The organism is Kribbella sp. NPDC048837 (assembly GCF_055586945.1).
In genome coordinates this window covers 270,947-284,225 of the sequence record NZ_JBVJHF010000005.1, presented here as the reverse complement: position 1 = coordinate 284,225, position 13,279 = coordinate 270,947, and the positions used below count along the sequence as shown (strand labels likewise).

At 69.9% G+C, this 13,279-nt stretch carries 15 protein-coding genes; 9 read left to right on the top strand and 6 right to left on the bottom strand.

The window, feature by feature from the left end:
• Nucleotides 1-74 precede the first annotated feature (74 nt).
• A complete protein-coding gene (locus ACZ6O0_RS24810) occupies nucleotides 75-989 on the bottom strand; it encodes an alpha/beta fold hydrolase (RefSeq protein ID WP_465767350.1) in 915 nt (304 codons plus the stop codon).
• A 42-nt stretch (nucleotides 990-1,031) separates the two neighbouring features.
• On the opposite strand from ACZ6O0_RS24810, the gene ligD reads away from it, so the two are divergent.
• From ligD to ACZ6O0_RS24785, 5 genes are all read left to right on the top strand, one after another.
• Nucleotides 1,032-1,958 (top strand): non-homologous end-joining DNA ligase, encoded by a 927-nt coding sequence (gene ligD / locus ACZ6O0_RS24805; protein ID WP_465767349.1) that lies wholly within the window; start codon nucleotides 1,032-1,034, stop codon nucleotides 1,956-1,958.
• Nucleotides 1,959-1,997: 39 nt separating this feature from the next.
• The gene (locus tag ACZ6O0_RS24800; protein ID WP_465767348.1) at nucleotides 1,998-2,204 is read left to right on the top strand and encodes a hypothetical protein; all 207 of its coding nucleotides are present in this window, start codon (nucleotides 1,998-2,000) and stop codon (nucleotides 2,202-2,204) included.
• Nucleotides 2,205-2,330: 126 nt separating this feature from the next.
• A complete protein-coding gene (locus ACZ6O0_RS24795; protein ID WP_465767347.1) occupies nucleotides 2,331-2,960 on the top strand; it encodes a TetR/AcrR family transcriptional regulator in 630 nt (209 codons plus the stop codon).
• A gap of 116 nt (nucleotides 2,961-3,076) precedes the next feature.
• Nucleotides 3,077-3,304: a DUF3107 domain-containing protein gene (locus tag ACZ6O0_RS24790; protein WP_132326680.1), complete on the top strand. Its 228-nt coding sequence runs from the start codon at nucleotides 3,077-3,079 to the stop codon at nucleotides 3,302-3,304.
• A gap of 146 nt (nucleotides 3,305-3,450) precedes the next feature.
• The gene (locus ACZ6O0_RS24785) at nucleotides 3,451-3,726 is read left to right on the top strand and encodes a GlsB/YeaQ/YmgE family stress response membrane protein (RefSeq protein WP_465767346.1); all 276 of its coding nucleotides are present in this window, start codon (nucleotides 3,451-3,453) and stop codon (nucleotides 3,724-3,726) included.
• 79 nt (nucleotides 3,727-3,805) lie between these two features.
• Here ACZ6O0_RS24785 and ACZ6O0_RS24780 read toward each other — a convergent pair whose 3' ends face one another.
• Nucleotides 3,806-4,486, bottom strand: a complete 681-nt coding sequence (locus ACZ6O0_RS24780) for a ferritin-like fold-containing protein (protein ID WP_465767345.1) — start codon at nucleotides 4,484-4,486, stop codon at nucleotides 3,806-3,808.
• Nucleotides 4,487-4,806: 320 nt separating this feature from the next.
• Here ACZ6O0_RS24780 and ACZ6O0_RS24775 point away from each other — a divergent pair, with 320 nt between their 5' ends.
• Both ACZ6O0_RS24775 and ACZ6O0_RS24770 read left to right on the top strand, forming a co-directional pair.
• Nucleotides 4,807-6,387 carry a DEAD/DEAH box helicase gene (locus ACZ6O0_RS24775; RefSeq protein ID WP_465767344.1) on the top strand — a complete coding sequence of 527 codons (1,581 nt, stop codon included), beginning with the start codon at nucleotides 4,807-4,809 and terminating at the stop codon, nucleotides 6,385-6,387.
• 87 nt (nucleotides 6,388-6,474) lie between these two features.
• Entirely contained in the window at nucleotides 6,475-7,383 is a 909-nt protein-coding gene (locus ACZ6O0_RS24770) for a DUF4349 domain-containing protein (RefSeq protein ID WP_465767343.1), read from the top strand.
• Nucleotide 7,384: 1 nt separating this feature from the next.
• Here ACZ6O0_RS24770 and ACZ6O0_RS24765 read toward each other — a convergent pair whose 3' ends face one another.
• Nucleotides 7,385-8,134, bottom strand: a complete 750-nt coding sequence (locus ACZ6O0_RS24765; protein WP_465767342.1) for a ParA family protein — start codon at nucleotides 8,132-8,134, stop codon at nucleotides 7,385-7,387.
• A 97-nt stretch (nucleotides 8,135-8,231) separates the two neighbouring features.
• Here ACZ6O0_RS24765 and ACZ6O0_RS24760 point away from each other — a divergent pair, with 97 nt between their 5' ends.
• Both ACZ6O0_RS24760 and ACZ6O0_RS24755 read left to right on the top strand, forming a co-directional pair.
• A complete protein-coding gene (locus tag ACZ6O0_RS24760) occupies nucleotides 8,232-9,752 on the top strand; it encodes an MFS transporter (RefSeq protein WP_465767341.1) in 1,521 nt (506 codons plus the stop codon).
• A gap of 19 nt (nucleotides 9,753-9,771) precedes the next feature.
• On the top strand, nucleotides 9,772-10,647 hold the full coding sequence (locus ACZ6O0_RS24755; protein WP_465767340.1) for an alpha/beta fold hydrolase: 876 nt from the start codon (nucleotides 9,772-9,774) through the stop codon (nucleotides 10,645-10,647).
• A gap of 2 nt (nucleotides 10,648-10,649) precedes the next feature.
• Here the strand turns inward: ACZ6O0_RS24755 and ACZ6O0_RS24750 are convergent, their stop codons facing one another.
• The 3 genes from ACZ6O0_RS24750 to ACZ6O0_RS24740 all read right to left on the bottom strand — a co-directional run bounded on the left by ACZ6O0_RS24750 (nucleotide 10,650) and on the right by ACZ6O0_RS24740 (nucleotide 13,277).
• Nucleotides 10,650-11,693 carry a hypothetical protein gene (locus ACZ6O0_RS24750; protein WP_465767339.1) on the bottom strand — a complete coding sequence of 348 codons (1,044 nt, stop codon included), beginning with the start codon at nucleotides 11,691-11,693 and terminating at the stop codon, nucleotides 10,650-10,652.
• Entirely contained in the window at nucleotides 11,690-12,196 is a 507-nt protein-coding gene (locus ACZ6O0_RS24745) for an RNA polymerase sigma factor (protein WP_465767338.1), read from the bottom strand. The genes ACZ6O0_RS24750 and ACZ6O0_RS24745 overlap by 4 nt, the downstream gene beginning before the upstream one ends.
• A 127-nt stretch (nucleotides 12,197-12,323) precedes the next feature.
• On the bottom strand, nucleotides 12,324-13,277 hold the full coding sequence (locus tag ACZ6O0_RS24740; protein ID WP_465767337.1) for an ABC transporter ATP-binding protein: 954 nt from the start codon (nucleotides 13,275-13,277) through the stop codon (nucleotides 12,324-12,326).
• Nucleotides 13,278-13,279 lie beyond the last annotated feature (2 nt).

The following is a 13,279-nucleotide window of genomic DNA, read 5'->3' as shown; positions in this document are numbered from 1 at the left end:
AAAGTTGACCGGATCCGCCGCTCAGTCGTGTCTCAGTCCGGCGTCGGATTCGACTCGATCAGGAGCCCGCGAGATCAGGAGATCAGCTGGCGGAACGCGTGCTCGACCTGGTCCGGGTGTTCCATCTGCGCGACATGGCCGGACCGTGGCAGGTAGAGCAGCCGCGCGTTCGGGAACGTGCGCTGGGCCTTGGTCCGGATCCGGGCGTCGACCAGCCGGTCCTTGCCGCCGTAGATCAGCAGCACCGGGCACTCCACCTTCGCCGCGTCCGCCCACAACGAGCGGCGCGGCGGCGCCAGCGACGACCGCAGGATGCTCCGCGCCCCGTCGAGCGTCGCCTGCCCGACCCACGGATCGGTGTCCCGCCGCCGCAGCTCGGCCTCGTACGCCGCTCGCACCTCGGGCGGAAGCGACCGCGGATCGCCGAACACCATCGCCAGCGACGCCTGGAACCTCCGGTCGAACGGCAACCGCCGGCTCCGCTCCAGGACGACGGATCCCAACCGAGGTGTCGCGAGTGCGGTGAACCACAGGGCGCTCGCGGACACGCGCGGATGCGGCAGTGCGGGAGAGATCAGCGTCAGCGACGCCACCAGGTCCGGACGCCGCGCGGCCAGCGTCACCGCGGACGCCCCACCCATCGAGTTCCCGAACAGGTGCACCGGCCGCTTGACCTCTTGCTCCAGGAGTTCGACCAGTACGGCGGCCTGCTCGCTGATCCCCGCCGGTCCGGACAGCGGCGTACGGCCGAAACCGGGCAGGTCGGGCGCGATACCGCGGACTGTGTCGTTGAGCAGGAGCCCGAGAGCGGTCCAGTTCAGGGAGGACCCACCGAGGCCGTGCACGAACAACGCCGGCGGCAGGTCGGCCGCCGCACCAGGCGCATCTCTGACGAGCAGATCCACGCCACCGACCGGCACTCGTCGCGCCGGCCATTCCTGTGCCCCCAACGGCACTCCGTCGCCGGTTACTGCTGCGTAACTCTCCACGAAACCCATGTTAAGACGCTCTGAGGCTGGACACTGGAACACATGGCAAGCGCGCCGCAGCAGCTGACGACCGAGGTCGACGGGCAGACGATGAAGCTCACCAACCTCGGCAAGGTGCTGTACCCCCAGACCGGCTTCACCAAGGCCGAGGTGATCGACTACTACCACCAGGTCGCGGAGCTGCTGCTTCCCCACCTGTCCGACCGGCCCCTGACCCGAAAGCGCTGGCCGGACGGCACGGAGGCGCCGTACTTCTTCGAGAAGAACGCACCGCGCGGGACGCCGGCCTGGGTGCGGATCGTGACCCTTCCCACGCCCGGCAGCTCGACCGGCCGGGACGAGGCCGACTTCGTGGTCGCCGACGACATCCAGACCGTGGTGTGGCTGGCCAACCTGGCCGCACTCGAGTTGCACGTACCGCAGTGGCGGATCGGCCTGTCGGACAACGGCAAGGACCCGCAGGCCGACCTGATCGTGTTCGACCTCGACCCGGGGCCGGGCGCGACCATCGTCGAGTGCTGCGACGTCGCACTGGCCCTGCGCGAACTGCTCGGCCACTACGGGCTGGAGGGCTGGCCGAAGACGTCCGGCAACAAGGGCATGCATCTCTACGTGCCCATCGAGCCCGCGTCGTCCCGCCGTACGAGCGCCTTCGCCAAACAACTGGCGGAGCAGTTGGCCGAGGCGCTGCCGGAGAACGTCACCGCGAACATGACCAAGGCGCTCCGGCCCGGCAAGGTCTTCATCGACTGGAGCCAGAACGCCAGCGCCAAGACCACGCTGGCGCCGTACTCACTGCGTGGGTCGGACGAGCCGCGGGTGTCCACCCCGATCGACTGGGACGAGGTGGCGTCCGCCACCACGCCCGAGGACCTCAGGTTCCTCCCGCACGACGTCCTGGCCCGGATCGAGGAGTACGGCGATGTGCTGGAGGGGCTGTACGACGACCCCCAGCCGCTACCGTCGTAGGAGTCATTCAGATCGCAGTCCGAGAGGAGAGCGAGTCGCATGACCAGTGAGAGCGACTACGAGGGCCCTGCCGCCGGCAGTGTCCCGGACGACGCCCCGGAGGCCGACGTACTCGAGCAGCGCCAGAGCTCGACCGTGGTGGACGACCGGCCCGAGGACTCCGGCGTACTGCTGGAGGCCGACCCGGCCGATGTGGAGGAGCAGCGCCGCGAGATCGGCGACTCCGGCGAGGACGACTACCGGTGAGCGCTCTCACGTTCGAACGCCGTTCGGCGGGGAAGCTACTGGCCGGGAGGACTGCTGGGTAGGATTCGGGGAACGACCCGGCGGTCGAGCCCGAGCCGCCGGCGCCGAACCACCGAAGGAGCCGACGTGTCGACGACACCCGAGACCGCGCCCAAGCGCGGCAGCCGCCTGCCGCGGCTGGCCCGCCGCGCGCAACTGCTCGAGGCGGCCCAGGAGGTTTTTGTCGCCAACGGCTACCACGCCGCCGCGATGGACGACATCGCCGACCGTGCCGGCGTCTCGAAGCCGGTCCTCTACCAGCACTTCCCCGGCAAGCTCGAGCTGTACCTGGCGCTGCTGGACACGTCCTGTGACGCGATCATCGCCTCGGTCCGGGACGCGCTGAAGTCGACCGAGGACAACAAGTTGCGGGTCGCGGCGACGATGCACGCGTTCTACGACTACGTGGCCAACGCCCAGGGCGCCTTCCGGCTGGTGTTCGAGTCGGACCTGACCAACGAGCCGGCCGTCCGGGAGCGGGTGGACCGGGTCACGCACGCCTGCGCCGAGGCGGTCTCGGAGGTGATCAGCGCCGACGCCGGCCTGAGCCGCGAGCAGTCGATGGTGCTGGCCGTCAGCCTGGTCGGGATGGCCCAGGTCAGCGCCCGCTACTGGCTGGCCTCCGACGACCCGACGCTGGCCCAGCAGCAGGCCGCCGACCTGGTCGCCTCGCTGGCCTGGCGGGGCATTCGCGGTTTCCCCCGCACCGACACCTGAGGTGCTGCCCCGGCTGTTCTGCTCTGGGCGGACGGGTGAGAGCTGACGGCCGGCAACGGATAGGCTCGAAGCGTCACCGGCGAGAGCCGCCGGTCGGAACGTGCCCGGAGGGTTTCGTGGAGGTCAAGATCGGCGTGCAGCACGCCAATCGTGAATTGGTGCTGGAGAGCGAGCAGAGCCCGGACGAGGTGCAGCAGGCCGTCGCCGACGCGCTCAGCGGCAAGTCCGGTCTGTTGCAGCTGACCGACGACAAGGGCCGCCGGGTGATCGTCCCGGCCGACCGGCTCGCGTACGTCGAGATCGGCGAGGTGTCGATCCGCAAGGTGGGCTTCGGCGCGATCTGATCGCGGTCCGGACACAGTCGCGCGTGTCTTGGTTGCGGAGTGCCACCGAAGGGGCACGATGGCCGTAAGACCTGCGTTGCGGTGGTCTGGTTGCTACGGGGCAAACGGACCGGAGCGCAGGTCGGCCATCCCTCAAAGGAGGAACCGTGTACTGGGTCTGGATGCTCATCGTCAGTCTCATCGCGGGCATCATCTTCGGGCCGCTGGCCCGGCTGGTGCTCCCCGGCAAGCAGAACATCAGCCTCGGCTGGACCATCCTCGGAGGCGGCATCGGCGCCTTCATCGGTGGTCTGATCGCCTACTTCCTCGGCGTCAAGGACACCTCCGGCCCGGACTGGATCCAGTACCTGATTCAGATCATCTGCGCCGCGATCGTCGTCGCGTTCATCTCGTCGCGCAACAGCAAAGCCAAAGCCGCCTGACCGCAACCGCCCGCGGGGCGAGTTCCCCGCGCATCCCGACGGCCGCCGCCCACTCCCGGGCAGGCGGCCGTTGTGTGTCTCAGGCCTGCAGGCCGAGGGCGGTCATCCGGGCGGTGTGGGCCTCGGTCAGGCGGGTGAACATCCGGCCGATCGCGGCCAGGTCCAGCCCTGGCCGGTCGACGCTGCCGGCCAGCAGTGCGGCCAGCGAGTCCCGGTCCGCGGCGATCCGCTGCGCCTGGCTGAGCGCCTCGCCGACCAGGCGGCGTCCCCACAGCGCCAGGCGGCCGCCCAGCTTGGGGTCCTCCTCGATCGCGGCCCGGACCCGGTCGACCACGAACTCGGCCTGCCCGGAGTCGGCGAACACCTCGAGCACCAGGGCCCGGGTCTCCGCGTCCACGAACGACGCGATCTCGCGGTAGAAGTCGTTCGCCAGGCCGTCCCCGACGTACGCCTTGACCAGGCCCTCCAGCCAGTCCGACGGGGCCGTGTGGTCGTGGAACGCGTCCAGCGGGGTGACGAACGGCTTCATCGCCTCCATCGGGTCCACGCCGAGCGCGACCAACCGGTCCCGCAGTTGCCGGAAGTGGCCGAACTCGGTGGTCGCCAGCGCGGCGAGCTCCGCCTTGTCGTTCAGCGTCGGCGCCAGTTTGGCGTCCTCCGCGATCCGTTCGAACGCCGTCAGCTCGCCGTACGCGAGCACTCCCAGCAGATCCACCGCCGCGGCCCGGTAGGCGGGATCATCAAAGGCCGTCTGCTCCATGCCCGGCACCCTATCCGGCCCGGAGTGCGAGTGGCGCAAACCACACGAAGCGGGCTTGACGACGGTTGCGGTTACACTGGTGAGCGATTCGCCGGTGACGCGCCCAGATGGGCAAGCTGGTGCGAGGTGCTTGCACAGTGTCCCCGCGCCTCACGATCGGGGCTGAGAAGCCCCAGGCGCCCGGCCACTGAGCACACCTGTCCGCACCAAGCATGTGAGAGGCGATCAGCCTGACCACCTTCCGAGAGCTCGGGGTCCTGCCCGAGATCTGCGACGCGCTCGAGCGCGTCAACATCATCGAGCCGTTCCCGATCCAGGAGATGACCCTCCCGGTCGCGCTGATGGGCACCGACCTGATCGGCCAGGCTCGCACCGGCACCGGCAAGACGCTCGGCTTCGGCATCCCGTTGCTGCAGCGCACCATCTCCCCCGGCGAAGCCGACTACGAGGAGCTGGCCGCCCCCGGCAAGCCACAGGCTCTGGTCGTCACCCCGACCCGTGAGCTGACCATCCAGGTCGCCAAGGACCTGGTGACCGCGTCCACCGTGCGTACCGTCCGCATCCTCACCGTGTACGGCGGCGTCGCCTACGAGCCGCAGCTGGACGCCCTGAAGACCGGCGTCGACGTCGTCGTCGGTACGCCGGGACGACTGCTCGACCTGGCGAACCGCGGTGTCCTCGACCTCAGCCACATCAAGGTGCTGGTGCTCGACGAGGCCGACGAGATGCTCGACCTCGGCTTCCTGCCCGACGTGGAACGCATTCTGCGCAAGACGCCCGAGCTCCGGCAGACGATGTTGTTCTCGGCAACGATGCCGTCGGCCGTGATCGCGCTGGCCCGCACCCACATGCGGCACCCGCTGAACATCCGGGCGGAGTCGCACGAGGACACCCAGATGGTGCCGACCACGGCCCAGTTCGTCTACCGGGCGCACGATCTGGACAAGCCCGAGGTGGTGGCCCGGATCCTGCAGGCCGACGACCGCGGCCGGGTGATGATCTTCTGCAAGACCAAGCGCGAGGCGTCCCGGCTCACCGACGATCTGCAGGACCGCGGCTTCAAGGCGGCCGCCATCCACGGTGACCTGAACCAGCAGGCCCGCGAGCGGGCGCTGATGCGGTTCCGCGGCGACAAGATCGACGTCCTGGTCTGCACCGACGTCGCGGCCCGCGGGATCGACGTCGAGGGCGTCACGCACGTCATCAACAACACCTGCCCCGAGGACGAGAAGACCTACATCCACCGGATCGGCCGGACCGGTCGCGCCGGCGCGAGCGGGATCGCGGTGACCTTCGTCGACTGGCCGGACGTGACCCGGTGGAAGACGATCAACAAGGCGCTCGACCTGCCGTACGAGGACCCGCAGGAGATCTACTCGACCTCGCCGGAGCTGTACCACGACCTCGGCATCCCGACCGACGCGAAGGGCCGGATCAAGCCGGTCCGCGAACCGCGCGAGTCCGGTGAGTCCGATGCGGACAAGCCGGCCCGCGACCGTCGCCGGAGCGAGGGACGGACCGAGGACGGCGACCGCCCGGCCCGGAAGCGCAACCGGACCCGCAAGCGCACCCGGTCCGGTCAGGTGGTCGACGAGAAGTCCGAGTCCGACGTCACCACCAAGACCCAGGTGCCGCCGACCGAGGAGTCCTCCACCGAGGCCGCCGAGGCGCCGGTCCGCGAGCGGAAGCCGCGCAAGCGCACCCGCAAGTCCGTGGAGCCCGCCGAGGTCCAGGCTGAGGTCAAGGTCGAAGAGACCTCCGCCGACGAGCCGGCCGAGGCGCCGGTCAAGCGGACGCGGACGCGTACCCGGAAGACCGCGGAGGCGCCGGCCGCCGACACCGCGGCGACGCCGGAGCCGGGCAGCACGCCCACCATGCCGCTGTTCACCGCGCCGGAATGAGTGTGTCCAAACGGTGATCTGAGCCTGCAACACCCTGCCCCTCGGCGACCGTCCTAGGACGGAAACCACAAGAGAGGGGCATGGGTGATGAGGCCGATCAACGGTGTGGTGATGGCGGCGCTGGGGCTCGCGCTGCTGGCGGGGTGTGGGGCCAGTGGCAACGACAATGCCGGCACGAGCGAGGCGGCCCCCGTGCAGAAGCAGGCGTCGGGTTCGGCGGCCGACGGCAAGGCCACCAACGGGGCGCCGCAGGCACCCGGGCAGCCCCAGGGCCAGACGCAGCCGTCGATCACCCGGGCGATCATCAAGACCGGTTCGCTCACCATCGAGTCCGAGGACGTCGCGACCACCCGGCAGAAGGCGATCACCGCGATCGCCGGCCTGGACGGGCAGGTCGCGTCCGAGGACACCGGCAGCAACGCCGACGGCAGGATCACCCAGGCGAATCTCGTCCTCAAGGTGCCGACCAAGTCCTACGAGACGGCGATCCAGCGGCTGTCCGATCTCGGCAAGCGGCTGCAGATCCACCAGGAGTCCAGCGACGTCACCGAGCAGGTGGTCGACGTGGCGAGCCGGATCGAGTCCCAGCGCGCCAGCCTGGACCGGATGCGCGCGCTGATGGCGAAGGCCAACACGGTCGGCGAGATCGTCTCGGTCGAGAGCGAACTCACCCGCAGGGAGGCGGACCTCGAGTCCCTGCTGGCCAAGCAGAAGAACCTCGCGCTCCAGACCGACCTCGCCACCCTCACCCTGACGGTGACCGAGAAGGGCACACCGCCGGCCGCGGCCGAGGACCCGGATCGCGGTTTCCTGGCCGGGCTGAAGGGCGGCTGGAACGCGTTCACGGCCACGTTCTCCGCGCTGGCGACCGCGTTCGGTGCGCTCCTGCCGTTCCTGGTGCTGCTCGCGCTGATCGGCGTACCGCTGTGGCGCTTCCGCCACCGGATCCGCCGTCAGCCGGCCGCCGTCCCGCCGGCTCCGGACGGAGCCCAGTAGGTCAGAGCAGTGCGCCGGCCAGCGCCCGGTAGGCCTTCGCACCGGGCGAGGCCGGCGCCGTGCTGAGGATGGTCTCGCCGATCGCCGGAGCCTCCGCGAACCGGATCGACTTCGGGATCGCCGGATGCAGGACGTCGAGCGAGTACGTGTCCGAGATCGTCTCCAGCACCGCGCGCGCATGATTCGTCCGCCCGTCGAACAGGGTCGGCAGCACCCCGAGCACCCGCAGGTTCGGGTTCGTCAGCACCTGCACGTCGTGAATCGTGTCAAGTAGTTGCCCTACGCCACGATGTGCCAACGTCTCGCACTGCAGGGGAATCAGTACGTCGGACGCCGCGGACAGCCCGTTCACCGTCAGCAGTCCCAGCGTCGGCGGGCAGTCCACGATGATCCAGTCGTACGACGCCCGCAGCGGACGCAGCGCGGTCTGCAGGACCTGCTCCGGGCTGCTCGCCCCCGCCAGCCGCACCTCCGCGGTGGCCAGCTCGATCGTCGCCGGCACCAGGTCCGGCGCGTCGTCGAACTCGATCAGCACGTCCTCGATCGGCACCCCGTCGAGCAGCACGTGATGGATCGACTTGTCCAGGTCCTCGGGGTCGATGCCGACCGAGAAGGTCAGGCACGCCTGCGGGTCGAGGTCGACCACCAGCACCCGTTGCCCGAGCTCGGTCAGGGCAGCGCCGAGCGTCGCGACGGTGGTCGTCTTGGCCACGCCGCCTTTCTGGTTCGCGACCGCGAGAGTGCGAGGCACGCCGCCATTGTGCCGCACCGCGGACCGCCCGGCCCCGGCGACCGGCGGAAGCCGACGGGTTGACTTCAACCACTCTTGAACTCCCAGCATGCTGGACATGACCGGAACGACGATCTGCCCGGACCCTCCCGCCCCCGACTGCGACGACCGGCCGCCCGCCAGGGCGGGGCGCCGCGAGTGGCTGGGCCTCGCCGTCCTCGCACTGCCCACGATCCTGATCGGCCTCGACGGCACCGTCCTGCATCTCGCGGCACCGGTGCTCAGCGCCGATCTCGGCCCCAGCTCGTCGCAGCTGCTCTGGATCATCGACGTGTACGGGTTCGTGGTGGCGGGGCTGCTCGTCACCATGGGTACGGTCGGCGACCGGATCGGCCGTCGCCGGCTGCTGCTGATCGGCGCCGCCGGGTTCCTGGCCGCGTCCGTCCTGGCCGCGTTCGCCACCAGCGCCGGGATGCTGATCGCCGCGCGCGCCCTGCTCGGCGTGGCCGGTGCGACGCTGATGCCGTCCACGCTGTCGCTGCTCAGCAACATGTTCCGCGATCCCGGTCAGCGCGGGGTGGCGATCGCGATCTGGATGACCAACTTCATGATCGGCGGCATGGCCGGCCCGCTGATCGGCGGCGTACTCCTCGAGCACTTCTGGTGGGGTTCGGTGTTCCTGATCGGCGTACCGCCGCTGGTCGTGTTGCTCGTCGCGGGTCCGCTGCTGCTCCCCGAGTTCCGGAACGTGCACGCCGGGCGGATCGACCTGCTCAGCGTCGTCCTGTCCATCGCTGCCATCGTGTCGGTGGTCTATGCGGTCAAGGAGACCGCCAAGAGCGGACTCCACCTGAGTACGCTCGGGATCGCGGTCGCCGGGATCGCGCTGGGCGTGGTGTTCGCTCGCCGGCAGCTGCGGCTGCGGGAGCCGTTGATGGATCTGCGGCTGTTCCGGCGGGCCGCGTTCAGCGCCTCGCTCGGTGCGCAGACCTTCGGGTTGTACGTGCTGGCGGCGATGCAGTTCCTGACCGTGCAGTACTTCCAGTTGGTGCTCGGCATGACTCCGCTCGAGGCCGGACTCTGGATGCTCCCGATGATGGTCACGGGCATCATCGGCACGCTGGGCGCGCCGTGGGTGGTCCGGGTTCTCCGGCCCGGTACCGCGATGACCATCGGCTTCGCGGTCGCCGTACCAGGGGTGGCTCTGATGGCGCTGTCCGGACGGTGGCCCGTCGTCATCGGCTTGGCCATCACCAGCATGGGCGTTCAGGTCGTACTGGCGCTCACCTACGACCTCGTCGTCAGCAGTGCCCCGCCGGAGCGCGCTGGAGTGGCATCCGGGATGGGTGAGACCGGCACCGAGCTCGGAATGGCGCTCGGGATCGCCATCGCGGGCAGTCTGGTCACAGCGGTCTACCGGGCCGACATGACCGTCCCAGTGGGCGCTCCCGACTCCGTCGGCGACACTCTGGGCAGCGCTGTCTCGGCCGCGAAGCAGCTGCCGGGTCCGGTCGCGCAGCAGCTGCTCGAGACCGCTCGTGACGCCTACACCAACGGCGTACAGCTGGTGGCTGTCGTCAGCGCGGTCATGATCACGACCCTCGCCGTGGTGACCGCCAGGCTGGTCCGGGGTGCCTGAGCAGTTACCCTCTTTACTTGTGAGTACGCCGCGCACGCTGACGCTGCCCGATGGGGTTCACACTGCGACCCTGGAGACCGACCGTGGCTCGTTCGCCACGCTGACGGCCGTACCGCAAGGCGGTACCCCGCTCGGCACGGTCCTGCTCGTGCCGGGGTGGACCGGCAGCAAGGAGGACTTCACTCCGCTGGTGGACCACCTGTGCCGCTACGGCTGGCGCGCTGTGGCGGTAGACCAGCGCGGTCAGTACGAAACCGCCGGGCCGGCCGAGCCCTCGGCGTACACACTGGCCGAGCTCGGCGCTGACGTGGTGGCGATGAGCAAGGCCCTCGGCGGCTACAGCCAGCTGGTCGGGCACTCGTTCGGCGGACTGGTCGCGCGGGAAGCCGTGCTGACCGATCCGTCGGTGTTCTCGACGATCACGCTGCTGTGCTCGGGCCCGTCCGCGTTCAACGACCAGGAGACGCTGCAGGGCCTGCAGATGCTCGCGTTCGGGCTGGACAACCTGCCGATCGAGCAGGTCTACGACCTGAAGCTCCAGCACGACACCAAGAACCCCGGGTACGTCGCTCCGCCGGAAGACATCGCGGCGTTCCTCCGGAAGCGCTTCACCAGCAACGGCCCGGTCAGCCTCGCGGAGATCACCCGGCGCCTGATGGACGCCGAGGACAAGACCGACCGGCTCGCCAAGACCGGAGTACGCACCCAGGTCCTGTACGGCGCCGCCGACGACGGCTGGCCGATCACGGTGCAGCGGGCGATGGCGGAGACGCTGGGCGTCGAGCCGCAGGTCGTCCCCGATGCCGGCCACTCGCCGGCCATCGATCAGCCCGCAGCCACCGCCCGTCTCCTGGTCGACTTCTTCCACGACCGGGACGGCTTCACGACCGACTGAGGTCAGCGAACCGGTTTCACGGCGACCTCGAGGTTGAGGTCGTCCAGGCCGATCGGCGTCAGCGCTGTCCTCAGCGCCTCGTCGTACACCAGCGCCGAGACGTCGATCTTGTCCTCCTCCGCCGAGCCGCCGGCCGCATACACCCCGAGTCCCTTCGGGATCAGGTCGCCGGCCGCCGTCCCCAGCTGGGTGAGCTCGGTCTCGCTGAACTTGACCTGGTGGACACACAGGTTGCCGTCGTACACCTTCTGGAACGCGCTCCGGAAGGCGGCGAGATCACCGTGAGCCACGCCGATCGTGTACACCTCGGGCGCGCCGGGCGCGTGCCCGTCGGGGTACAGCACGCGCGGGTCGGTGGCCTGGTCCTGGCGTCCTTCGAGGAACTTGGCGACCGCGGCCTTGTCGACGTTGATCTGGCCCGGCTTCCATCCGCCGGCGGGCGCCGGGCACGGCATCCGGTCCGGCGGGAGGTTCTGCTCCAAGGTCGTCGAACGCACCTCCGGCTTCGTCTGCTCCCGGATGTCGATCGTCCGGCCGCTCCAGATCCCGGTCAGCACGGCGTACCCGGCCGTGACCCCCTGGGTCGTCTTGACCTCGGCGAGCTTGGCGAGGTCGAGGTTCTTCAGCGTCACGGCGTACTGCGCCGGGCAGGTCGGTGCGGACTCGAGGCCCTTCGCGAAGCCGGGGTCGGTGAGCCTCGGCACCGGCGCGCAGAACAGCGGATCCTTGCCGGGCGCGGCGATCACCTGTCCACTCGCCCGGACCTGGTCGCCGTCGCGGACGAGGAGCTCGTCGTACGGCGCTTGGTTGCCTTGAGCAAATGATTGGGAGCTGTCGCCGGGGGTCTTGTCGCCGTCGGGCAGGACGATCAGCGCGCCGGCGGCGATCACCGCGACGGACGCGGCGGCCAGGGCCGGGACCCAGCGGCGCGGCCGGCGGCCGCCGAGGAGCTGCTCCAGGTCGGGCTCGGGCGGTGACGGCTGGTCCGCGCGCCAGCGCGCGCCGGCCCGCGTCAGCAGGTCGTCGACCTCGTCGGTCGGGTTCATTCGCTGACCTCCAGCAGGGTGCGCAGGCGGGCCCGCGCGTCGGACAGGGTGGACTTGACGGTGCCCTCGGAGCAGCCCATCACCGCGGCCGTGTCGGCGATCGACAGGTCGGCGAAGTAGTAGCAGTCCACCGCGAGGCGCTGTCGTGCCGACAAGGAGGTGAGCGCGTGGTCGACGTCCATCCGGGCGTCCAGGTCCGGCCGGGAGACCGGGCCGTCGTGGTCGTCCAGCTCACCGGCCGGCCGCAGCCGCCGGGCCGCCTTCCGGGCCTGGTCCGCGGTGATCGCGAGCAACCAGGCCGACGCGGTGCCGCGGGCGGTGTCGTACTGCCCGCGCTTCGACCACGCCCGCGCGAGCGCCTCCTGCACGATGTCGTCGCGGTCCGCACCCACGGCGAGCCGCGCCGCCAGCCGGGCCATCGCCGGCAGGTGCGGCCGCACCCACTCGACGACCCCGGCGCCGTCGGCCGGCGGACCCACCACCACCGCGGGCTCATCCGTCATCGTCGGCATACCCTGTCTACCCCCGAATCCCACTTCCGGTTGGGTCCCTACCCGCATTTCAACGACCCCACCACCCCCAAGTCACCACTCCACCCCATTCCGTGACCCACCCGAGTTATCCGGAGCGTCAGTGGACGGTGGGCGCGTAGAGCTGGGTGATGACGGATTCGATGGTGGGCTCGGCGACGGAGAGGTCGACCAGGGGGTAGTTGGCCGCAATCTGGGAGAGGAGAGGGGCGGCGCTGGTGGTGGGTGGGAAGGTGAGGTGCTGGCGGGGGCCGTCGACCTTGGTGACGGTGGCGCCTTCCACGGTGATGGGTGGGAGGGACGTGGCCAGGTCGACGACCAGGGTGCGGGGGGCGTTCTGGCTGGCTTTGAGGCTGTCGAGGGTGCCGTCGAAGATCTGGTGGCCGTGGTCGATGACCATGACGCGGGTGCAGAGGGCCTCGATGTCGTCGAGGTCGTGGGTGGTGAGGATGACCGTCGTACGGCGTTCCGCGTTGACCTCGGCCAGGAACTCGCGGAGGCGGGCCTTGCTGATCACGTCGAGGCCGATCGTGGGCTCGTCGAGGTAGACGATCTCCGGGTCGTGCAGCAGGGCGGCCGCGATGTCGCCGCGCATGCGCTGGCCCAGTGAGAGCTGGCGGACGGGGACATCGAGCAGATCGCCCAGGTCCAGCAGTTCCACGAAGGTCGCGAGGTTCTCCCGGTGCCGGGCCATCGGGACGTCGTACATCTTCTGCAGTACGGCGAACGAGTCCTTCAACGGCAGGTCCCACCACAACGTCGTGCGCTGGCCGAAGACCACGCCGATCCGCTTGGCCAGTTTCAGCCGATGACGCGACGGATCCACGCCGGCCACCCGGATCGTTCCGCCCGACGGGACCAGGATGCCGGTGAGCATCTTGATCGTCGTCGACTTGCCGGCGCCGTTCGGGCCGATGTAGCCCATCACCTCCCCCGGTTCGACGGTGAACGACAGGCCGTCCACCGCACGCACCTCGCGGCGGGTACGGCGGAACCCGCGCCGCGACGTCACGGTGAAAGCGCGGGAGACGTTGGACAACTCGATGACTGGCACGC